Source organism: Streptomyces sp. NPDC032161, from assembly GCF_040636995.1.
Lineage (GTDB): Bacteria > Actinomycetota > Actinomycetes > Streptomycetales > Streptomycetaceae > Streptomyces.
Window position 1 is genome coordinate 19,325 of record NZ_JBEZVN010000028.1, and the last position, 22,057, is coordinate 41,381.

Annotated in this window: 14 protein-coding genes, 1 tRNA gene and 2 pseudogenes; 11 read left to right on the plus strand and 6 right to left on the minus strand. The window is 70.5% G+C overall.

What is annotated here, in order from left to right:
* Nucleotides 1-107 precede the first annotated feature (107 nt).
* Both AB0E67_RS29095 and phoU read right to left on the minus strand, forming a co-directional pair.
* Nucleotides 108-257 (minus strand): hypothetical protein, encoded by a 150-nt coding sequence (locus AB0E67_RS29095; RefSeq protein WP_351628438.1) that lies wholly within the window; start codon nt 255-257, stop codon nt 108-110.
* A gap of 242 nt (nt 258-499) precedes the next feature.
* Entirely contained in the window at nt 500-1,177 is a 678-nt protein-coding gene (gene phoU, locus AB0E67_RS29100; protein ID WP_073789282.1) for a phosphate signaling complex protein PhoU, read from the minus strand.
* Nucleotides 1,178-1,375: 198 nt separating this feature from the next.
* Here phoU and AB0E67_RS29105 point away from each other — a divergent pair, with 198 nt between their 5' ends.
* Entirely contained in the window at nt 1,376-2,650 is a 1,275-nt protein-coding gene (locus tag AB0E67_RS29105) for an ATP-binding protein (protein ID WP_351525225.1), read from the plus strand.
* Nucleotides 2,647-3,327, plus strand: a complete 681-nt coding sequence (locus AB0E67_RS29110; RefSeq protein WP_073789279.1) for a response regulator transcription factor — start codon at nt 2,647-2,649, stop codon at nt 3,325-3,327. The genes AB0E67_RS29105 and AB0E67_RS29110 overlap by 4 nt, the downstream gene beginning before the upstream one ends.
* A 135-nt stretch (nt 3,328-3,462) precedes the next feature.
* Here the strand turns inward: AB0E67_RS29110 and AB0E67_RS29115 are convergent, their stop codons facing one another.
* Nucleotides 3,463-4,122, minus strand: coding sequence for a DUF461 domain-containing protein (locus tag AB0E67_RS29115; RefSeq protein WP_362032055.1), 660 nt, complete (start codon nt 4,120-4,122; stop codon nt 3,463-3,465).
* A gap of 866 nt (nt 4,123-4,988) precedes the next feature.
* Between AB0E67_RS29115 and AB0E67_RS29120 the strand changes: the two genes are divergently transcribed.
* From AB0E67_RS29120 to AB0E67_RS29145, 6 genes are all read left to right on the plus strand, one after another.
* Entirely contained in the window at nt 4,989-5,471 is a 483-nt protein-coding gene (locus AB0E67_RS29120) for a CarD family transcriptional regulator (protein ID WP_006380568.1), read from the plus strand.
* 471 nt (nt 5,472-5,942) lie between these two features.
* A complete protein-coding gene (gene ispD, locus AB0E67_RS29125) occupies nt 5,943-6,689 on the plus strand; it encodes a 2-C-methyl-D-erythritol 4-phosphate cytidylyltransferase (RefSeq protein WP_362032057.1) in 747 nt (248 codons plus the stop codon).
* Entirely contained in the window at nt 6,679-7,269 is a 591-nt protein-coding gene (ispF, locus tag AB0E67_RS29130) for a 2-C-methyl-D-erythritol 2,4-cyclodiphosphate synthase (protein WP_362032059.1), read from the plus strand. Before ispD ends, ispF begins: the two co-directional genes overlap by 11 nt.
* Before the next feature lie 287 nt (nt 7,270-7,556).
* A complete protein-coding gene (gene cysS, locus AB0E67_RS29135; RefSeq protein ID WP_362032061.1) occupies nt 7,557-8,960 on the plus strand; it encodes a cysteine--tRNA ligase in 1,404 nt (467 codons plus the stop codon).
* 118 nt (nt 8,961-9,078) lie between these two features.
* Nucleotides 9,079-10,035, plus strand: a complete 957-nt coding sequence (gene rlmB / locus AB0E67_RS29140) for a 23S rRNA (guanosine(2251)-2'-O)-methyltransferase RlmB (protein WP_362032063.1) — start codon at nt 9,079-9,081, stop codon at nt 10,033-10,035.
* Nucleotides 10,036-10,289: 254 nt separating this feature from the next.
* A complete protein-coding gene (locus AB0E67_RS29145) occupies nt 10,290-11,999 on the plus strand; it encodes a DoxX family membrane protein (protein ID WP_362032065.1) in 1,710 nt (569 codons plus the stop codon).
* A 202-nt stretch (nt 12,000-12,201) separates the two neighbouring features.
* Here the strand turns inward: AB0E67_RS29145 and AB0E67_RS29150 are convergent, their stop codons facing one another.
* The 3 genes from AB0E67_RS29150 to ugpC all read right to left on the minus strand — a co-directional run bounded on the left by AB0E67_RS29150 (nt 12,202) and on the right by ugpC (nt 15,011).
* Entirely contained in the window at nt 12,202-12,912 is a 711-nt protein-coding gene (locus AB0E67_RS29150; protein ID WP_073789268.1) for a nucleotidyltransferase family protein, read from the minus strand.
* Nucleotides 12,913-13,089: 177 nt separating this feature from the next.
* Complete coding sequence (locus AB0E67_RS29155; protein WP_362032067.1) at nt 13,090-13,503, minus strand: hypothetical protein; 414 nt, start codon at nt 13,501-13,503, stop codon at nt 13,090-13,092.
* A gap of 371 nt (nt 13,504-13,874) precedes the next feature.
* A complete protein-coding gene (gene ugpC / locus AB0E67_RS29160) occupies nt 13,875-15,011 on the minus strand; it encodes a sn-glycerol-3-phosphate ABC transporter ATP-binding protein UgpC (RefSeq protein WP_362032069.1) in 1,137 nt (378 codons plus the stop codon).
* A 177-nt stretch (nt 15,012-15,188) separates the two neighbouring features.
* Here ugpC and AB0E67_RS29165 point away from each other — a divergent pair.
* From AB0E67_RS29165 to AB0E67_RS29175, 3 genes and pseudogenes are all read left to right on the plus strand, one after another.
* A tRNA-Thr gene (locus AB0E67_RS29165) sits at nt 15,189-15,262 on the plus strand.
* A 609-nt stretch (nt 15,263-15,871) separates the two neighbouring features.
* A pseudogene (locus AB0E67_RS29170) lies at nt 15,872-16,012 on the plus strand (IS5/IS1182 family transposase); the annotation flags it as partial.
* Nucleotides 16,013-16,449: 437 nt separating this feature from the next.
* A pseudogene (locus AB0E67_RS29175) lies at nt 16,450-22,057 on the plus strand (hypothetical protein); the annotation flags it as partial.

Below are 22,057 nucleotides of genomic sequence, written 5' to 3' on the forward strand. Positions count from 1 at the left end.
GACTCGCACGGCTGTGACACACGGTTGTGGCACACACAGCGGCGCCCCGCGCGGAGACGTAATCACTCCGCGCGGGGCGCGCGCCCGTCACTGCTGGGCGGCCTCGGTCAGCCGCAGCAGCCGCCGCACTGGCACGGAGCGCCGGACTGGCAGCCGCAGCCGCAGCCCGAGCCGCAGCCACAGGCGCCGAGCAGGGGCAGGTGCACCACGTCGGCGGGGGTTTCCTGCCGGGGGTCGGTCGTGGGGGAATCGGCCATGGTTCCTCCTCAAGGCGTACGACAAGGCCGTGCGCCGACAGCGACGACGTACGCACGGCCGGGGCGTACGGACAAGGCGCGCCGCCCCATCCCATTGGACGCCCACAGGGGCGGGCGCATCAACGGCGCACACGTGCAGAACGCGTGTGCGATCGAAATGCGACCGCGCACGCCGCCCCGCATCCGGACCTGTTCGCTCCTCGGGACTTCCGCCGGGCACCCCGTCCGGTTGCGCGCCCTCCTTACGCGCCCTCCACCGGGGCCTGCTGCTGGATCTCGTCGGCGTGCTCGCCCGTCACCAGATAGACCACACGCTTGGCGACCGACACCGCGTGGTCCGCGAAGCGCTCGTAGTAGCGGCCGAGGAGCGTCACGTCGACGGCGGTCTCGATGCCGTGCTTCCAGCGGTCGTCCATCAGGTGCTGGAACAGGGTGCGGTGCAGCAGGTCCATCTCGTCGTCGTCCTGCTCCAGCTGGAGGGCCAGATCGACGTCCTTCGTGATGATCACCTCGGCCGCCTTGGCCATCAGGCGCTGGGCCAGCTGCCCCATCTCCAGAATCGTCGCGTGCAGGTCGTGCGGCACCGGCGACTCCGGGAACCGCAGCCGGGCGAGCTTCGCGACGTGCTGGGCGAGGTCGCCCGAGCGCTCCAGGTCGGCGCTCATCCGCAGCGAGGTCACCACGATGCGCAGGTCGGTCGCCACCGGCTGCTGGCGTGCGAGCAGGGCTATGGCCCGGGCCTCCAGGTCGTGCTGGAGGTCGTCGACCTTCTGGTCCGCGGCGATCACGCTCTCCGCGAGCTTGAGATCGGCATCGAGCATGGCCGTCGTCGCCCGGCCGATCGCCGACCCGACGAGCCGGGCCATCTCGACCAGCCCTTCGCCGATCGAGTCGAGTTCCTCGTGGTAGGCGTCACGCATGGAAGTCCCTCTCCAGTCTTCTGTGCAATACCGGGGCAGGCTGTGAGCCCCACGTTGCCACCTTGGGCGGCGTACGCGTCCGCTTCCGGCCGCCCAAGTGAACCGTCCCTTGCTCCTCGGTGAACTCTGGGCGACGAGTGTTCGGACAGGCACCCGGATGGCTGGGAGAGACCTCCCGGACCCGCATAACCTTGACGTATGGACGTGAACGCGGCAGTCGCCGCAGCTGCGGCGATCGGCGGTGCGTGTACCGGCGTGATCGCCATGCTCGCGTTCCGCTGGAGCGAGCGCGACCAGAAGAAGCCGACGCGAACCTCTCTGCGGCCCGACAACAACGCGGCTCTTCCTCCCGGTGTGGACACGGTCCTGTCCGTGCTCAGTTCCTCCGCCGTCGTGCTCGACGAGAGCGACAGCGTGGTCAAGGCCAGCTCCGCCGCCTACGCGCTGGGGCTGGTCAGGGGAGGACGGCTCGCCGTCGACGCGATGCTGAACATGGCCAGGGACACCCGCAGGGACGGCGAGATAAGGCAGGTCGAGCTGGACCTGCCTCGCCGCGGCACCGGCCGCGGCGAGGCCCTCGCGGTCTCCGCCCGGGTCGCCCCGCTGGGCTCCCGGCTGGTGCTGCTGCTGGTCGAGGACCTCACCGAGGCCCGCCGCATAGAGGCGGTACGGCGCGACTTCGTCGCCAACGTCAGCCATGAGCTCAAGACCCCGGTCGGTGCGCTCTCGCTGCTCTCCGAGGCCGTGCTGGACGCCTCCGACGATCCGGAGGCGGTCGAGCGGTTCGCCGGGCGGATGCAGATCGAGGCGACCCGGCTGACCAACCTCGTGCAGGAGATCATCGACCTCTCCCGGGTGCAGAACGACGACCCGCTGGAGGACGCCGAGCCGGTACGCGTGGACGAGTTGGTGGCCGAGGCCATCGACCGCTGCCGCCAGCAGGCCGGCTCGAAGCAGATCACCATGGCCGCGGGCGGCACCGCGGAGCTCCGTATATGGGGCAACCGCGGTCAGCTCGCCGCGGCGCTCGGCAACCTCGTCGAGAACGCCGTCAACTACAGCCCCGCCCGTACCCGAGTGGGCATCGCCGCCCGGCGTGTGTCCGTACCCGGCGGGGACCAGATCGAGATCGCGGTGACCGATCAGGGCATCGGCATCTCGGAGAAGGACCGCGAGCGGGTCTTCGAACGGTTCTACCGCGTCGACCCGGCCCGCTCACGGGCCACCGGTGGCACCGGCCTCGGCCTCGCCATCGTCAAGCACGTGGCCGCCTCGCACGGCGGGGAGGTCACGGTCTGGAGCTCGGAGGGCCAGGGCTCCACCTTCACCTTGCGGCTGCCCGAAGCGGGCCCCGCACGGGAACGGGACCGCAGCTCGGGCGGACCGCTCGTCGCCGACGGCGACGAGGGCCCTTACGGACCCGCTCACCCCGACACCCTTGAACCCATCCCTGCCCCGGAGGTCCTTCCGTGACCCGAGTGCTTGTCGTCGAGGACGAGGAGTCCTTCAGCGACGCCCTGTCCTACATGCTCCGCAAGGAGGGTTTCGAAGTCGCCGTCGCGGCCACGGGACCGGACGGTCTTGACGAGTTCGAGCGCAACGGCGCCGACCTCGTACTGCTCGACCTGATGCTGCCGGGCCTGCCCGGCACCGAGGTCTGCCGTCAGCTGCGCAGCAGGTCCAACGTCCCCGTGATCATGGTCACCGCCAAGGACAGCGAGATCGACAAGGTCGTCGGCCTGGAAATAGGAGCCGACGACTACGTCACCAAGCCCTTCTCCTCGCGGGAGCTGGTCGCCCGCATCCGCGCCGTGCTGCGCCGCCGGGGCGAGCCGGAGGAGGTCACCCCGGCAGCGCTTGAGGCGGGCCCGGTCCGCATGGACGTGGACCGCCACGTCGTCACGGTCGCGGGCGGCAAGGTCGACCTGCCGCTCAAGGAGTTCGACCTGCTGGAGATGCTGCTGCGCAACGCGGGCCGTGTGCTGACCCGCATGCAGCTCATCGACCGGGTCTGGGGCGCCGACTACGTGGGCGACACCAAGACCCTCGACGTCCACGTCAAGCGCCTGCGGGCCAAGATCGAGCCGGACCCCGGCGCGCCGCGCTTCCTGGTGACGGTCCGCGGCCTGGGGTACAAGTTCGAGCCGTAGACCACGGCGGTACACGACGGCGGAGGGCGCCCCCCGATTCGGGGGGCGCCCTCCGCCGTTCACGTTCCCGTGCGACTGCCAGGGACCGGCACCCATCAGCTGCGGGTGCCGACGTGTCCCTGTGAGCCCGTCCGGTCAGTCGCCCGACGGGGCGTCGGCCTCGGCGTCGTCCTGGGCGGGCGTGTCGTTCTCGGAGTGGGCCTCGCCCGGGGCGCCCGGCGTCGTGGAGCCGGTCGGCGTGGTGGCCGGCGAGGTCGGCTTCTCCGAGGGAGCCGTCGGCAGTGAGCTCGGGCCGAAGTCCGTGAAGTAGCTGGTCGCCGGGACGACGAACACGCCGAGCGGGACCTCGCCGGTCGAGCTGAACTTGAAGACGACGTTCTGCACGCTGCCGTTCGGGGCGGCTTCGCGGCCGTTCTCGATCACGGCGGACGCGTTGCCCTTGCCGCCGATGATCACCCTGCCGCCGGCCGGGACGACGACGGGGCCGCTGCCCTCGGCGGCGTGCAGCTTCACCGTGGCGTTCGTGCCCGGGAGGGTGACCGAGTCGAGGGTCTGCTGCTTGGTGCCGTTGTTGAAGAGCGTGGCGGAGACCACGGCCGGTCCCTCCGCGTTTCGCTCGGGCTGGGTGATCAGGTTCGCGTTCTGGATGCTGATGTCACCGGAGGTGGTGGCGGCGCTGTCCGGCTTGATCTGGAGCGTGGCTGCGTCATTGCCCGCACCGCACGCGGTGAGCGAGGCGATCGAGAACACGATGGCTGTGGCGGCGAGGGCGCCGTGTCGAAGGCTGCGGCTCACGGCGGCGGCAACTCCTTGAACGATCGGACTGCGGACGGGTGGTCGAGCGACGCGGGGTCGCCCTGCGAGCGGCGTAAAGCCGCCCTAAGTGTGTGTCAGCGGCCTTAGGCTATCGAGCCGCCTCGCCCGCCCCGCACCCGACCCGCCCCTTACCCGCTCCGCACTTCCGCCCCCGGCGCTCCCGAGGCGTGTCCCCGGGCCGACGGTGCCGTTGCCGGCACCGCCCTCGGAGCGGCGCGTCCGCTCGCGGCGAGGGGAAGCCGCGAGCGGACGTACCGGGCGGCCGTGCCCGGCTGCGCGGGGCGGACGCAACCGGGCTGCGGGGCGGTCGCATCGGAACGACGGGCATCTGCGTCGGAGCAACAGGCACACACATCCGGTCGCCGCATCCGGTCATCGCGTGCCCCCGCATCCGATCACCGTGCGCGGTCCGCATGCGCCGACACATGGCGTTCACATATTGCCGGTGATCAATTCATGAGGGTGGCGCATTCCGTGCGCATAAGTGATCACGGCGCAGTGTCGATCAATTCCATTGAACGACACCACTTACCTCCGCTTACCTCCGCGCATACATCTGTACGGGTGAGCGATCTTCGAACGAAGTGGGGAAAGTTTGGCATCGAGAACCCGACAAAACGGGACGTTCGACCACTTCAGAGTGGGGTTCCGGGGTGCGTGAGGTGCACGTTTCGTCCCGCCTGCGCAGCCGCTCCGACCTGCGAATACCGGCTTCCGTGAACCTTCCGCAGCACGTACGTGTCGCTGTTGTCAAGCCCCGAGATATGCCCTGACCTGCGAAAACGCCATTCAGGAGAAGCTGTTCTCGTGTTACCCTTGATAGCCACGGAAGGGGTACCTGTCACATGACGTTCAAGGTTGGCGACACCGTGGTCTATCCCCATCACGGGGCCGCGCTGATCGAGGCTATCGAAACTCGCCAGATCAAAGGCGTGGACAAGACCTACTTGGTGCTCAAGGTCGCCCAGGGCGACTTGACGGTCCGTGTGCCGGCGGACAATGCGGAGTTCGTGGGTGTGCGCGACGTAGTCGGGCAGGAGGGGCTGGACCGGGTCTTCGAGGTGCTGCGTGCGCCGTATGCCGAAGAGCCGACGAACTGGTCCCGGCGCTACAAGGCAAATCTGGAGAAGCTCGCTTCCGGCGATGTCATCAAGGTCGCCGAAGTGGTTCGCGACCTGTGGCGTCGCGAGCGCGAGCGCGGACTCTCCGCGGGCGAGAAGCGAATGCTGGCCAAGGCCCGCCAGATTCTGGTGAGCGAGCTCGCTCTCGCGGAGAACACGAACGAGGACAAGGCCGAGGCTCTGCTCGACGAGGTACTCGCGTCCTGAACCGGCTCGTGCCGGTCATGAAAATGTGCTGCGGTGCCCGCTGACAACCGTATTCACGGTACGTCGGTCGGGCGCTGCGGCATGTCCGCATGCATGCCGATTCCGGCGCGCGGTTCCCGGTATCCGGGTGGGCGCTCCGGTATCCGGTGCGGTCGTCGGGCACGCAAGGCAGGTACGGCGAGCGCCGGGTACGGCGAAGGGCGGTGCAACCCATCTGGATTCAGCCAGGACATGGCTGAATAGCGACGATTATGTTCCGTCGCACCCTTGCGTTGGCTTCAGCGGCGATCCCCCCGGTACTTTGCTCGCGATCTTGCGCAGCCGATCCCGAGCGGCCGGTGCGGTTCGTCCGGCTTCGACCGGGTGTCACGGAAAGGGCCCGGTCGAGTCGCGGCTCGGCGCCCGACTCGCTTGTGGCCATACCCACGCCGGCCGTGGAAACAAACATGCCGAAGCTCCGGAGTGCAACCGATGTCTGATCAACCGCGCCTCTCCCGCACCGCCGCCGTGATTCCCGCGGCCGGCCGCGGTGTCCGGCTCGGCCCGGGCGCCCCCAAGGCGCTCCGAGGGCTGGGCGGGACGCCGATGCTCATCCACGCGGTACGGGCCATGGCGGCGTCCCGTTCCGTCTCGCTGGTCGTCGTCGTGGCGCCGCCGGACGGTGCCCCCGAGGTCAAGAACCTGCTGGACGAGCACGCCCTGCCCGAACGCACCGACTACCTCGTCGTGCCCGGTGGCGACACCCGCCAGGAATCGGTGGGCCTCGGCCTCGACGTCCTGCCCGAGGACGTCTCCGTCGTGCTCGTGCACGACGCGGCGCGTCCGCTGGTTCCCGTCGACACGGTGGACGCGGTGATCGAGGCGGTGCGTGACGGCGCGCCCGCCGTCGTCCCCGCGCTGCCGCTCGCCGACACCGTCAAGGAGGTGGAGCCCGGGGCGCCGGGCGAACCGGAGCCGGTGCTCGGCACGCCCGAGCGGGCCCGGCTGCGCGCCGTGCAGACCCCGCAGGGCTTCGACCGCGACACGCTCGTGCGCGCGCACCGCACCGTCGTCGTCGGCGGCGAGGGCGCCACGGACGACGCGGGCATGGTGGAACGGCTCGGGGAGCCGGTCGTGGTCGTCCCCGGGCACGAGGAGGCGTTCAAGGTGACCCGGCCGCTGGATCTGGTGCTGGCCGAGGCGGTACTCGCGCGCAGGAGGGCGAACGATGGCTTCTGAGGAAACGGTTCCCGGGACGGTGGCGGCCGGGAACGAGTCGGCGGGGCAGCGGTCCGCGGCGTCTGCCGACGGGGACGCGGCGCAGGTCCGGACGGCCGGGCCGGTGATCCCGCTCGTCGGGATCGGCACCGACATCCACGCCTTCGAGGAGGGCCGTGAGCTGTGGTGCGCGGGCCTGCTGTGGGAGGGCGAGGGCCCCGGCCTGGCCGGGCACTCGGACGCCGATGTCGTCGCGCACGCCGCGTGCAACGCGCTCTTCTCGGCCGCCGGGCTCGGCGACCTCGGGCAGCACTTCGGCACCGGGCGGCCCGAGTGGTCCGGCGCCTCCGGGGTCACGCTGCTGACCGAGGCGGCGCGGATCGTACGGGCCGCGGGCTTCGAGATCGGGAACGTCGCCGTCCAGGTCGTCGGCGTGCGGCCGAAGATCGGCAAGCGGCGCGAGGAGGCGCAGCGAGTGCTGTCGGACGCCGTGGGGGCGCCCGTCTCGCTCTCCGCCGCCACCTCCGACGGGCTCGGTTTCACCGGGCGGGGCGAGGGCATCGCCGGGATCGCGACCGCGCTGGTCCACCGCACCGGCTGACCCGCACCCGCGGCACTCCCGCACCGCCGGCGCGGGACGACCCCGGGAGCGGTGCGGGAGCGCGGGAGCTCGTCGACGAGCTGGCCGTCAGGTACACCGACGAGCCGTACGCGGAGTTCGACCCGTCGGCCCCACCGCCACCGAGCACGTGATCGTCCGGATCACGCCGCGCAAGGTCCTCTCGCGGATCTGAGGGACTCTGCCGGCGTACACCGCTTCCCGCGAAGAAGACCCCGCGACCCCCGAGGGGGCGCGGGGCACTGGTGCACGCCCACTACCCTTGAGGCGTGACTATTCGCCTGTACGACACCAGCGCCCGGCAGATCCGTGACTTCGTCCCGCTCACGGCGGGCTGTGTCTCGATCTACCTGTGTGGTGCCACCGTTCAGGCGGCCCCGCACATCGGGCACATCCGGTCCGGTCTGAACTTCGACATCATGCGCCGCTGGTTCGAGTACCGCGGCTACGACGTCACGTTCGTCCGGAACGTGACCGACATCGACGACAAGATCATCGCGAAGTCCGCCGAGCAGGGCCGGCCGTGGTGGGCCATCGGCTACGAGAACGAGCGGGCCTTCAACGCCGGGTACGACGCGCTGGGCTGCCTGCCGGTCACGTACGAGCCGCGCGCGACCGGGCACGTCACCGAGATGGTCGAGATGATGCGAGGCCTGATCGAACGTGGTCACGCCTACGCGGCGGACGGCAACGTCTATTTCGACGTGCGTTCCTTCCCGGGGTATCTGTCGCTGTCCAACCAGGACCTGGACGATCTGCGCCAGCCGTCCGGCGAGGGCGAGACCGGCAAGCGCGACCCGCGCGACTTCGCGATGTGGAAGGCGTCCAAGCCGGGCGAGCCCAGCTGGGAGACCCCGTGGGGCCGCGGCCGGCCCGGCTGGCACCTGGAGTGCTCGGCCATGGCGCACAAGTACCTCGGCCGGGCCTTCGACATCCACGGCGGCGGGATCGACCTGATCTTCCCGCACCACGAGAACGAGATCGCCCAGGCCCAGGCGTTCGGCGACGAGTTCGCGCGGTACTGGGTGCACAACGGCTGGGTCACCATGTCCGGCGAGAAGATGTCGAAGTCGCTGGGCAACTCGGTGCTGGTCAGCGAGATGGTCAAGGCGTGGCGCCCGATCGTGCTGCGCTACTACCTCGGCACCCCGCACTACCGGTCGATGATCGAGTACAGCGAGGAGGCCCTGCGCGAGGCCGAGTCCGCGTTCGCGCGGATCGAGGGCTTCGTGCAGCGGGTCGTCGAGAAGGCGGGCGGCGTGGTCGCCCCGGCCCGTGAGGTGCCGCCCGCGTTCGCGGAGGCGATGGACGACGACCTGGGCGTCCCGCAGGCGCTCGCGATCGTCCACACCACGGTCCGGCAGGGCAATTCCGCGCTGGCCGCCGACGACAAGGAGGCGGCCGTCGCCCGGCTCGCGGAGGTACGGGCGATGCTCGGCGTCCTCGGGCTCGACCCGCTGGAGGAGCACTGGGCGGGCGAGAGCGACCGCGGTGACGATCTGCACGGGGTCGTGGACACGCTCGTACGCCTGGTCCTGGACCAGCGCGAGGCGGCCCGCGCCCGGAAGGACTGGCCCGCCGCCGACGCCATCCGCGACCAGCTCAGCCAGTCCGGGCTCGTCATCGAGGACAGCCCGGCCGGACCGCGCTGGACCCTCGGCCCGCGCCCGTAGACAGCCCGTAGGCATCCCGTGTGTGCCGTCCGGAGTCCCGGACGGCACACTCATGGGGGCACACTTCATATACGTACGCAACGCACGCTCGTCCGAGCAGCAACGAAACAGGTAGGTCATGGCCGGGAACAGCCAGCGCAGGAACCGCCGCACCGCCAACAAGAAGGGCGCGCAGGTCGGCAGCGGTGGCCAGCGACGCCGTGGCCTGGAGGGCAAGGGCCCGACGCCGCCGGCCTCCGCGCGCAAGGGGCACGTGAAGAACCGGATCGCCAACGCCAAGGCCAAGCAGGCCGCGCACCGCCGCCCCGCGCCGCGCCGCGGCGGCGTCAAGGGCACGTCCGAGATGGTCGTCGGCCGCAACCCGGTCTACGAGGCCCTGCGCGACGGGGTGCCCGCGACGACCCTGTACGTCCAGCAGTACATCGACAACGACGAGCGGGTCCGCGAGGCGCTCCAGCTCGCGGGCGAGCGCGGCAACATCAACCTGATGGAGGCGCCGCGCGCCGAGCTGGACCGGATGACGAACGGTCTGAACCACCAGGGCCTCGTCCTCCAGGTCCCGCCGTACGAGTACGCGCACCCGGACGACCTGGTGGTCGCCGCGCATGACAACGGCGAGGAGCCGCTGATCGTCGCCCTCGACGGTGTCACCGATCCGCGCAACCTGGGCGCGATCGTCCGTTCCGTCTCCGCGTTCGGCGGGCACGGCGTGGTCGTGCCGGAGCGTCGCGCGGCCGGGATGACGGCCGGTGCCTGGAAGTCCTCGGCGGGCACCGCGGCCCGTACGCCGGTCGCCCGGGTGACGAACCTGACCCGGGCCCTGGAGGGCTACCAGAAAGCGGGCCTCACGGTCGTCGGCCTCGCCGCGGACGGCGAGCACACCGTCGAGGACCTGGAGGCGCTCGACGGCCCGGTCGTCGTCGTCATCGGCAGCGAGGGCAAGGGACTCGGCCGTCTCGTCGGCGAGACCTGCGACTACCGCGTCCGCATCTCGATGCCGGGCGGCGCCGAGTCGCTGAACGCCGGTGTCGCGGCCGGGATCGTCCTCTACGAGGCCGCGCGGCGCCGGGCCTGAGACACCCTCGGGCGGGGTCGGCCGTCCGGCCCGGTCCCGCCCGTCCGCCCCGGTCCCGCCCGGTTCGGCGGTCCGGCCCGGCCTCGTCCCGTCAGCCGCCCCGTCGGTAGTCCCGTCCGACCCGTCAATCGTTCCGTCCGGTCCGTTCCCGTTCCTTCCCGGAGCCTTCGTTGACGGGTCTCGGACATGATTGACGGGTCTCGGACACATCGGGCTCGTCAAGGCAGTGTCCTAAACACTCATCACTCGGTTAGATGAGTGTGGACACCAGAACGCCTCGGTTCGACGAACTACCCGCCCTGAGCATGACCAAGGTGGACTGCGACCCTGCGCAGGTCATCGTCAACCACGCCAGCTTCCGGGTGCAGCTCGCGCCCGGCCAGCGCGCCCGGCTGCGCGGGCTGGCCCCCGCGGGCGTGCCCAGGATCCCCGCCATGAGCGGGTCCCCCGGAACGGCGCGCGGCAGGCGTGCGCCCGTCGTGTGGAGCGGCAGGTCCGCCCCCGGCGACCCCGGAGCCACCGGACTCCTCCAGGCCGTGCGGAACTCGGCCGCAGGCCCTTCGACGGCCGCGTACGACGCCTACGACTCCCGTGCCCACCGCGGTGACTCCGGGCGCCCCGGCGAGTTCGACGGCGGGCTCGGCACGGGCAGCACCCAACTGATCGACTGCCTGGAGGAGACCCAGCCCAATCCCGTCGTCACCGCGCCCCAGCAGCCGGGACCGCACGGCAACGGTCCGCTGCTGCCGCCGATGCGCCAGGCGGTCGGTGCCTACGACCCCGTCGACCACGGTCCGTACGGCCGCGAGGGGTACGGCCGCGACACCGGATACGACGGGTACGTGGACGCTGCCGGTGACGAGGACGGGGCCGGGGCCGGGGCCGCGTACGACGGCATGGAGGCCCGGAGCCGCCGCCAGGCTCAGGACGCCGTGCGGCACGCGTACTACCCGGGACGCCGGATGAACCTCGGCGTGGTGCTGCTGCCCCTGCGGGTCTTCCTCGGCTTCATCTCCATCTACGCCGGCATGGGCAAGCTGTGCGACCCGGTGTACTTCGACGGCGGCGAACGCGGCTCCATGGTCACGTGGCTGAACTCGCTGCACCCCTGGGCACTGGCCGAGCCGCTGCGCGACTTCGCGCTCTCGCACCCGGTGGGCGCCGGGCTCACCGTCGCCTTCCTCCAGGTCGTCGTCGGCGTCCTCACCGTTCTCGGCCTCTGGCAGCGCGTCGCCGCGTCCGTCGGGGCCCTGCTCTCCGCCGCCCTGCTGGTCACCGTGAGCTGGCGCAGCGTCGCCGTGTACGACGCGCCCGACATCATCTACCTCGCCGCCTGGAGCCCGCTGATCATCGCGGGCGCTCCGGTCTACTCCGTCGACGGGCGGCTCGCCGGCGAGGCGTGGCGCACGCTCGGCCCGCGCTCGGCGATCTGGGACCTGCGCCGCCGGGTGCTGCGCCGGGGCGCCGCCGTCGCGACCCTCGTCGTCGGACTCACGTTCCTCGTGGGCTCCATCCTCGGCGGGGCGGTCCGCTCCTCCGGGGTCGTGACCGTGCCGGGTCCGAACGGCAACCCGACCAACCAGCTGCCCGGCTCCCCGCTCCCGGAGAAGTCCCGTACCGGCGAGGCCTCGCACACGCCCGAGGGGCGGCGCCCGTCGCCGACCCGCAGCGGCGCCCCCACCACCCCGTCCACGCGGGCGTCCACGCCTCCCTCGGACTCCGTGCGCGAGCCGGGCCGTGCGACGACCGGTGCCGGGCAGCCCAGCCAGACCCAGGGCACCGTTCAGCAGGTCCCGCGGCAGACGGCTCCGCAGCAGCCCCCGGCAAGCAGCTCCGGCCCGAGTTCCTCGGGCTCCACGGGCACCGGCGGCGGCCCCACGGGCGGCAGCGGCCCGGACGACGGCGGTTCCACCGGAGGAACGTCGGGCGCCGGGCAGAACCCGATCGGGGGCCTGCTCGGCTGAGCCGGGCGCCCGTCCGCCTCACCCCGTCCCGAGGCGGGCGGGGGAGGCGGACGGGAACGACGGACGAAGAAGGGGCGGTCACCGGTGGGATCCGGTGACCGCCCCTCCGCGTGCGCGGTGCACGCGCGGACGCGGCGACCTCAGCCGCAGGTGCTCACGGAGGTCTTTCGGAACCACCGGAGTCACCGGCCGTCGAGCGGAGTCACCCGCCGTCGAGTTCCTTGGCGGCCTCGGTCAGGTCCTTCGCCGTGTCGATGGCCCGCCAGTACGCCCCGTGCGGCAGCGGGTACCCGGCCAGCCTGCGCTCGCGCGCCAGCTTCGGGAACGTCGTCCGCTCATGGTCGCCGCGGTCCGGCAGCAGGGTGGTGAAGGCCGGCGAGAAGACGTACACACCGGCGTTGATCAGATACGGCGACGGCGGCGCCTCGATGAAGTCGGTGATGTGCCCGAACGCGTCCGTCTCCACGGCGCCCCACGGGATCCGGGGACGGGCCAGCGCCAGCGTGGCGGTCGCGTCGCGCTCGGCGTGGAAGGCGGCCATCTCACGCAGCGAGAAGCGCGTCCAGATGTCGCCGTTGGTGGCGTACCAGGGCTGGTCCGGGTCGGGCAGCCGGGCGGCGGCGTACTTCAGGCCGCCCCCCCGGCCCAGGGGCTCGGACTCCACGACGGTCGTCACGCGCAGCGGCAGCACCGCCGAGTCGAGCCATTCCTGCAGTACTTCTGCCAGATGACCGCACGACACCACGACGTCGGTCACGCCCTCGGCGGCCAGCCAGGAAAGCTGATGGCCGATGATCGGGGTCCCGGTGCCAGGGATCTCGACCATCGGCTTGGGGCGGTCGTCGGTGTACGGGCGCAGCCGCGATCCCTGGCCACCTGCCAGGACCACGGCCTGCGTCGGATACGTATGCATACCAGGCACGATATGTGGTGCCTGGTGTCGTGTTGTGCGGGGCCGATGGGTCGGCCGGTCGAGTGACGGGCCGATCGGTGCCGGGACGGTCGGTGTCGGGACGGTCGGTGTCGGACGGACCGGGTGTCGCGCCGGCCGATGTCGGGCCGACCGGTGCCGGGCCCGCGTGCCGGGGGGTCAGCTGAACTGCGCGACGCCGGAGGCGAACGACGTGTCGCAGACCGGGCGGGAGAACCGGTGGGCGCGCGTCGGTCCGTACTGCTCGACCGCCGCCCGGCCCAGCGCCTTCGCGATCGACATGCAGTGCCGGGCGAGCGTGGGCCGACCCTCGACGGAGCGCTGAAGGTCCGTCAGCGCGACGCCCGGGTCCTTCTCGCGGAGCTCCACGAGCAGACGGTCACGGAGGATGTCCTGCGGGGCACGTGCCTTGGCACGCTTCGATACGTCCTGGGCCGATGCGGCCAGGACCTGCGAATCGGAGCTGTGCGCTGCCCATGGCACGCTGGTGACGGCGAGGGTCCCGGACAGGACCATCACGACGGGCAGTACGAGAGCGAGGGAACGGCCGATACGGCGAGCGGTGTGGGTCACGCAGCGAGCGTAGCGGTCGGTAATGACATGGCGACATCTTGTCACCCTTGTGAGCGATGGTTCGAGGGCGCCTTTCGAATTCGGTGTTGACCGGGAGCGGCGAAACGCCCGGTGCGCAGCGGGGAGTCGGTGCAGCTCGGTTCAAACCCGTTCCCGCCTCCGCGACACGCGAACGGCCCCCGTACGGCTTTCCGGTGGGCTCCCAGCGGCTTCCGGCTCCCGGAGTCTCCTGGAGGAATGCCCGCGCACACGAACGGCCCCGCACGGGGAAGCGTGCGGGGCCGTCGTCGTGCGCGGGCGTGCGGGCCGTACGGGGCACGCGGGCGTGAGCGGCGTGCGAGGTACGGGTCCGTGCGCGGGCGTGCGTGGCGTCAGTCGGTGAGGCGGGCGCCCGTCGAGGTCGAGAAGACGTGCAGCTCGTCCGGGTGCGGCACGACGTGCAGCTTGGTGCCCTTCTCCGGGACGGAGCGGCCGTTGACGCGGACGACCAGGTCCTTGTCCTCGCCGCCGACCCGCGCGGAGCCGTAGACGTAGCCGTCGGCGCCGAGCTCCTCGACGACGTTGACCGAGACGGCCAGGCCGGCGGGGGAGTCGGAGCTGTCCTTCGTGAGGGACTTCGCGGCGGCGCCGCCGTGCTCGACGATGTCGAAGTGCTCGGGGCGGATGCCGACCGTGACGGTCGTGTCGCCCCTGTCCGTGGCGGCCTTGAGCGCCTCGCGCGAGACCGGGACGACGCTGTTGCCGAACTTCACGCCGCCGTCGGTGATCGGGACCTCGACCAGGTTCATGGCGGGGGAGCCGATGAAGCCGGCCACGAAGAGGTTCGCCGGCTTGTCGTACATCTTGCGCGGTGAGTCGACCTGCTGGAGCAGGCCGTCCTTGAGGACGGCGACCCGGTCGCCCATGGTGAGGGCCTCGACCTGGTCGTGCGTGACGTACACGGTCGTGATGCCCAGGCGGCGCTGGAGCGAGGCGATCTGCGTACGGGTGGAGACACGGAGCTTGGCGTCGAGGTTCGACAGCGGCTCGTCCATGAGGAAGACCTGCGGCTCACGCACGATGGCACGGCCCATCGCGACGCGCTGGCGCTGACCGCCGGAGAGCGCCTTCGGCTTGCGGTCCAGGTACTGCGTGAGGTCCAGCATCTTGGCGGCCTCTTCGACCTTCGCCCGGATGTCGGTCTTGTTGACACCGGCGATCTTGAGCGCGAAGCCCATGTTGTCCGCGACGGTCATGTGCGGGTAGAGCGCGTAGTTCTGGAACACCATGGCGATGTCCCGGTCCTTCGGCGGCAGGTGCGTGACGTCGCGGTCACCGATGCGGATGGCGCCGGCGTTGACGTCCTCGAGGCCCGCGAGCATGCGGAGGGAGGTCGACTTGCCACAACCGGAAGGACCGACGAGTACGAGGAACTCGCCGTCCGCGATGTCGATCTCCAGCTGGTCCACGGCCGGCTTCGTCGAGCCGGGGTAGATGCGGGACGCCTTGTCGAACGTGACACTGGCCATGCTGAATCTCTCCTCCACCGGCAGGAACGTGCCGGACGATCCGAGTAGGGAGTGGTCTGGTCCACTTGAGTGAATCCTGAGCGACGCTACCTGGACATGCGGAATATGTCAGTAGTTCGAGGGTCGTGAAATTCCGGGACCGTGCGCGGGGCGAGGTTGGTTACACTGCTCCGGCACGCCTCCTTAGCTCAGCTGGCCAGAGCAACGCACTTGTAATGCGTAGGTCGTCGGTTCGAATCCGACAGGGGGCTCCGCGAAGGCCCAGGTCGGACAGCGTCTGACCTGGGCCTTTACGCTTTTCAAGATCATCCTGTGGCGGCAGGTCACCCTTACTGGGGCGCCGTGAACGCCGCCGTTGGACAACCGGTGGGCAGGCGTGCAGCGAGCGTGCGGAGCGATGGACAAGCGGGTGGTTGCCGGCAGGCGATGAGTGGCTGGTGCCTGGGGCGCGCATGCGCTTCACCGAGGGCACGTGGCCGGGAGAGCTCTTGGGGAGTTCCCGTGATCCGGGCGACCCGCGGCGGCTGATGAAGGACCGGCAGGCCGGGACATTGCTGCGGAGGAAGCAGCCGTGACCGTGATGCGTTTCGACGCGGAGGCAGAGGAGTTCGTCCTCGGTGTCCGGGAGGTGAACGTACGGCCCTGGCGTTGCAGACCGGCCTTTACGCCATCCGAAACTCATACGAGCGGACATTGATCGGGCAGGCGACGGAGATGCTCCCGTCCACTCCCGAGACCGGCATCGAGCGCCCGGTCTTGAAGTTCCTCATCGTCTCGGCTCTGCTCCACGCCGGCGATGAGGCTCGCGACGGAGACCTCCGGATGAAGCCAGATTTCACCGGCACCCGCCTCATCGTCGCCGACCAGTCGTCGATATCCGCAACGACTGCGAGGCGTGGGCGGAATCCGGCGCCAAGGCCGCCGTCGGCAAGCCCCTCACGATCGCGGATGGCGTCTACCCCGGCACCGGACTCATCATCCCGCACCGCCGCAAGCGTGGCTAACTCGCCCGCCCGCTGGCGGCGGACCTCCGCAGACCGTGGGAGAAACAGGGGTGGCCTCTGCGCGCCTCGCCCCGCACCACCCTGCGGGCTGGTTCATAGCGCTTCTCACAGGAGGTGACGAAGACACGCCGACCGCCAGTCAGAAAGCTGCCTGAGGCATGACAGGTGATATCGATAGAGCGTCACATACATGTTGAATACTTGATGTTGTCGTATTTGTCCTGATACGGTCTCGCGCACCGAACCACCATCGGAATCGCAGACCAGCGGCTCGCACCACGTCGCGTGCCGCTGGTCGCCATGCTCACGGACGGGCCGAACACGGCCTGCTGGATGTGCAGTCATTGGGGCTTGACCCGGCTCGAGGCGCTGTCGACCGAAGGCTCTTCGTCAAGGCGGCCCTTCTCCTCATATGACCCTCCAAGGGGGAAACGGTGACACACCGAATAGCCGCTGTGGGGGCACTGGCCCGCCGCAGAGGCGCGCTGGCCCTTGTGGCCGCCTTCGCCATGCTGGCGGGACTTCTCGGGACGGCGACGGTAGCGGGGGCGGCCGGCAATGCCGTGCTCGATGTCTCGATCCAGCCCGTCGACTCCCTCACCGGCCAGCCGCAGACGGACGCTTCCTTCGGGGAGCACAACGACCAGCTCGCCTACAAGGTGGGGTACTCCTGCGCGGCCGCCGACTGCGCGGACGCCACCGTGGAGCTCTCTCCGGCGCCGCCGAATCCCTACGGGCTGGCGACCGAACCGATCCTGAGGTACGCGAACTGGACGGCACCGGCCGGGGTGTCGGGCGCGTCGATCAGCGGCACGGCCACCACGGGGATCACGGTCAAGCTCGGTGACCTGTCCGCCGGTACGTCGGGCACGTTCCTGGTCGTCTTCAACATTCTTCCGGACGAGACTTACACCACGCCCCGGCCGGCCCAGTTCTACCCGTCCGGTTTCCAGATCATGATGTCGGCCACCATGGACGCGACCAGCGCCACCAAGAAGGCCGTAGCCGATGCGCAGCCGGTGACCTGGACGAGCAAGGTGCCGGAGCCGAGCATCTTCGTATCGAGTCCCAAATCGGTGAAGCCCGACACGAATGTCACCTGGCAGGTGTACATGGGGTCGGGCTCGTTCCCGCGTACTGCCAGCAACCGCATCGCGGGGCTCTCGCAGTGGGTCGCGGCGGGCAGTTACACCGTTACCGAGAAGCTGGATCCGCGGGCGCAGTACGTGGCGAGTTCGGGCGGCGGTGTGTACGACGAGGCGACGCACAGTGTGAAGTGGTCGCTGGGTACCAAGGAGGCTCCGGACGTGAACGCCGCAGGCGGTTGGGGTTCCAGCAGCACGTCCGGCTGGGCCGAGCGCGGGCCCTACTACCCGCGCAAGGTCACGGTGACCTACCCGGCCGCCAAGTTCACCTCCGACCCGGGCGGTTGCAACTTCGAGGAGACCGTGACGACCGGGACCAGCGTGTCGGTCACCTACCTGGACGAGGCCCGGACCACGAAGACGGCCACGAACGAGATGGAGCACACCGTCTCGTGCTACGACCCCTTCGCCCGCGCGGACTTGGCGAAGGACAGCACCAACAACGCCTCCAGCGGTGCCGTCCGGCTGGTGAACGTCCCGCCGGATGTGACGGGCATGACCTGCCCGGCCAGTGGCCGTGACGACTGGAATCGCACCTGCACCCCGGGCGCGGCCCTCGCCCCGTTCGCGGACAACGCCTTCTACTGGGCCGTAGTGGCGCGCAACCAGTCGAACGTCGCCGGTGTCGCGGTGATCGAGGACGACACTCTCGACCTGGCGGACGCCAAGGTCAACAAGATCACGACAACGGCCACGACCCCGGCCGCCACCGTGGAGTGGACGCGCAACGACGGCGAGACGGGCACGGCGAGCGGGACGGCCACTGCCCCGGCCGGTACCTGGTTCACCAAGGCGAAGATAACGAGCGGTGCCATCGCGCCGTCGAACGTCAGGCCGAGCGACACCGGATCGACCCCGTTCAGCGCTGCCTTCCACTACAGCGTGTCGGCGGGCGCCCCGGTCGGTGAGCGGCGCACCAACACGGCGAAGGCGACGATGTCCTGGCCGGACAGCGGGCTCGACTCGATGGACCTCGGCACGGTCTCCCGCACGATCCAGTTCCGGGCGACGCCGGGGCAGCCGGGGGCGAAGCCCGCCTTCGCCGCGGCGTTCCCCTCACCTGCCGCGGTCGAGGGCGGCGGCAACGCCGTGCCGGGCAAGAAAGTGACCTTCAGCGTGAACGGGAAGACGGCGAACGTGCCGGGCGAGGCGCACATCACCCCGCAGTACGTGTTCATCGCCCCGGTCGGCTGGACGATTGACAAGGGCTCCGCGGCGTTCCCGCCCGGCAGCGTGCCGGACGGTGTGAGCTTCAACTACTCGACGAAGACCATCGGGGGCGCGTCCCGCGAGGTCGTCGTGGCGTCGTGGCCGAACACCGTCGCGTTCGGTGAGAACACCACCTGGCCGACGATGACGGTCGTGGCGCAGCCGACCTTCTCGGTCGCCGCCGGCACCACGAGCGTGGCGACGGCGTGGATGGGCGACTCCCGGAGCAACTGGGACAACACCGAAGCCGTCTACGCCGGCCCCGTCCAGAACACGCCGGACGTCAACGACGACGGCAACACGAGCGCGTGGTTCTCCAGCGTGACGCAGAACGTGGTGGTCTCCTCGGCGGACGCGCTGATCGCGGTCAAGGAGATCTGCCAGCCGACGCCGGGCGCCGCTGACGGCTGCACCTGGCTGTCCGACCCGGACGAGCTCGTCGGTGTCTCGCCGACGGCGACCGACATCAAGTACCGGATCACGCTGAAGAACACCGGCAACACGACGCTGAACAGCGTGGTGGCGTACGACGTGCTGCCGTACGCGGGTGACAAGGGCACCAGCGCCGGGACGGCGGACGTGCCGCGCGGCAGCACCTTCGACGAGTCGCTGGCCAGTGTTTCCGACGTGTCCGACAACCTGTCGCTGTCCTACTCCGCGTCGACGAACCCGAAGCGTGACGAGGTCTATCCGTCCGCGCCGGGTGCGGTGGACGACTGGGGTCAGGGCGCGGCGGGCAAGAAGGCGATCCGTGCGACGGTGCAGGGCTCGCTCGCGCCGGGCAAGTCGGCGAGCTTCACCTACTCCGCCTCGGTCGAACCGGGTTCGGCTGCGGATGCGGTCGCGTGCAACTCGGTGGCCACCCGGAGCGCGCAGACGCTGGCGGCCGAGCCGCGTCCGGTGTGCGCCACCACGCAGGAGGCGGACCTGAGCGTGGCCGTGCCGGACCGCCTGCCCCTCCAGGAGGGCCGCCCCGGTGTCGTGCCCTTCACGGTGAAGAACGGTGGTGGGTCGGAGGCGTCCCCCGCGAAGGTGTCGGTTTCGGTGCCGGCCGGTCTGACGGTGACCAGCCTGAAGCCGAAGGGCTGGGCGTGCACCGCCTCGCCCGAGAAGGCGCCGTACGAGGGGCCCCTGTCGCTGACGTGCACGCCGATGGACGGCGATGCGCCGGGCGAGATCCAGAAGGGCGTTGACGTCAAGCTCGGCATCCCGGTCGTGGCCACCGCGCAGGGCAAGGCCTGTGTGAAGGCTGCGATCACCGGGCCGATGCACGACCCTGACCTGTCCAACAACGAAGCGACCGGCTGCACGACGGTCCAGGAGGCGACGGCCGGACTGTCGCTCTCCAAGTCCGACGGGCTGACGTCCGTGGCACCGGGGCAGAAGTACACCTACACCCTGGACGTCGCGAACCTGCTGCCGTCCGAGAAGATCACCGGCGCGGTGCTGACGGATGTGCTGCCCGCCGACGTGACGTTCGTCTCGGCGACCCAGGGCGGCCAGGTCACCGGCCAGGGTGAGCCGGACGCGTACGGCAACCGGCCCGGTGGCGTGGTGACCTGGGCGCTGGACGACTTGGGCGGTGCGGCAGCGGCGTCCCCGGGTGGGGACAAGACCGACGGTGGCACCGACACCACCGCCTCCGTCAAGGTGACTGTGCTGGTCATGCCGGACGCCAAGGGCGACATCGTGAACACCGCCACGGTGACTGCCCCCGATCCGGCCGACGACACCGCGCGGTTGAGCGCGGAGGCGAAGGACACCGACGGGCTGCGCTCGCTCTCCGTCGCGAAGAAGTCGGACGCCAAGGCGGCCGGCGTGAGCGAGGGCGACACGGTGACGTACACGGTGACGGTGAAGAACACCGGCACCGCCGACTACACCGATGCCGACCCGGCCGTGGTCACCGACGACCTGGCCGGCGTGCTGGACGACGCCGACTTCGTCAAGGACTCCGCTTCCGTGACGGTCGGCGGCGGCTCCGCCACCAAGGTCGACGACCCGGCCGGCGGTCTGCTGTCGTGGGAGGGCGCGCTGAAGGCGGGCGCGACCGCGACGCTGACCTACAAGGTGACCGTCAAGGAGGGCGGTGACCACGTGCTGGCCAACACCGTCTACGGCGGCCTCGCCGGAACGGTGTGCGACAAGGAGACCGGCCGCGACGGCAGCGGCGTTCCGTGCGCCGCGACCAGTGACGGCTTCGCCCCGGAGCTGACCAAGTCGGTCCGCTCCACGAGCCAGGGCGACGACGGCCGCTGGACGGTCGAGTACGCGATCGACGTGGTCAACCCCAGTCCCGGGCACAAGGCGACCTACGACCTCTCCGATGATCTGCGCTTCGGCAAGGGCATCGACGTGGTCGACGCCGAGGTGACCACAGCACCCCAGGGGGCTGAGGGGGCCGACGCGTGGCACGGCTCCGGCACCATCGCCAGTGATGTGGAGCTGCCGGGCGGGAAGACTCACGAGTGGGTCGTGACCGTGACGGCGGACGCGCACGGCACCGCGGGGACGGAGGCCGGGCAGTGTGCCGACGGCTCCGTCGGCGGCTTCGCGAACCGGGCCGTGCTGACCCTGGCGGGCGATGTGCAGCGGACCGCCGAGGCCTGCGCGGCGCCGATCACGCCGGCGGTCGCCAAGACCGTCGACGGGGCGCCGAAGCAGAACGACGACGGCAGTTGGGACATCCCCTACCTGATCACCGTCGGTAACGCTGCCCGCACTCCGGCCGACGGCCTGAGCTACGGGCTGCGGGACGCGCTCGCGTTCCCCGAGGGCGTGGAGGTGAAGGCGATCACCGCCACCAGCAGCGGTGGCGCGGATATGAACCCGGAGTTCAATGGCGGTCTCGACCGTGTCGGCGGCAAGGCCGTCACGCCCGATGACGCCCTGCTCACGAAGAACGCCCGGGTCCCGGCGGCGACGGACGAGGGGCCGGGCACGGACACCTACCGTGTGACCGTCACGGCTCGTGCCGACCGCGCCGAGCTGGACGTGCGGGACGCGCAGTGCTCGAAGGACGGCGGCCGGGGCTGGGCGAACACGGTCACCCTGACCTCGACGGACGCGGTGATCGCGAAGGCCGACGCCTGCGCGGACATCGCCCTGCCCGAAGTGCGGTTCACGAAGTCGGTGGACAAGACGGGGCCGGTGCGTCCCGGCGACGTCCTGACCTACACGATCACGGCCGAGAACACCGGCGACGCGGACTTCACCGCGGGCGACCCGGCCGGGATCGAGGACGACATGAGCGACGTCCTCACCCACGCGACCTACCAGGACGACGCTCAGGCGAGCGCCGGCACGGTCGAGGTCGAGAAGTCCCGCCTGCTGTGGACCGTGCCGATCAAGCGCGGTGAGACGGTCACGCTCACCTACTCGGTGGTCATCGGCGAGGTCACCGACGAGGGCACCCGGATCAGCAACGGCGTCTTCGCCGCTGGAACCACGCCCAGTGGTGACCCGCAAGCCTGCCCGACGGACCCGTCCGTCGAAACGGGCAAGGCCTGCACCGTGACCACGGAGCTGGAGCCCGAGCCGGAGCCCTCGCCCTCGCCCACAGAGGAACCTTCCCCCACAGGGGAACCGACCCCGACGGTGGAGCCTTCCGAGACGGGGGAGCCTTCCCCGACGGCTTCTCCGACTGAGACGGTGACGCCGGAGCCTTCCGCGACGGTGGAGCCTTCCG

Bases quoted from the DNA above. Each gene is read 5' to 3' on its own strand.
- phoU (WP_073789282.1), bottom strand. From the start codon at position 1,177: ATGCGTGACGCCTACCACGAGGAACTCGACTCGATCGGCGAAGGGCTG.
- ispF (WP_362032059.1), top strand. From the start codon at position 6,679: ATGGCTTCTGAGGAAACGGTTCCCGGGACGGTGGCGGCCGGGAACGAG.
- AB0E67_RS29105 (WP_351525225.1), top strand. From the start codon at position 1,376: ATGGACGTGAACGCGGCAGTCGCCGCAGCTGCGGCGATCGGCGGTGCG.
- AB0E67_RS29120 (WP_006380568.1), top strand. From the start codon at position 4,989: ATGACGTTCAAGGTTGGCGACACCGTGGTCTATCCCCATCACGGGGCC.
- AB0E67_RS29095 (WP_351628438.1), bottom strand. From the start codon at position 257: ATGGCCGATTCCCCCACGACCGACCCCCGGCAGGAAACCCCCGCCGAC.
- AB0E67_RS29145 (WP_362032065.1), top strand. From the start codon at position 10,290: ATGAGTGTGGACACCAGAACGCCTCGGTTCGACGAACTACCCGCCCTG.
- rlmB (WP_362032063.1), top strand. From the start codon at position 9,079: ATGGCCGGGAACAGCCAGCGCAGGAACCGCCGCACCGCCAACAAGAAG.
- ugpC (WP_362032069.1), bottom strand. From the start codon at position 15,011: ATGGCCAGTGTCACGTTCGACAAGGCGTCCCGCATCTACCCCGGCTCG.
- AB0E67_RS29150 (WP_073789268.1), bottom strand. From the start codon at position 12,912: ATGCATACGTATCCGACGCAGGCCGTGGTCCTGGCAGGTGGCCAGGGA.
- ispD (WP_362032057.1), top strand. From the start codon at position 5,943: ATGTCTGATCAACCGCGCCTCTCCCGCACCGCCGCCGTGATTCCCGCG.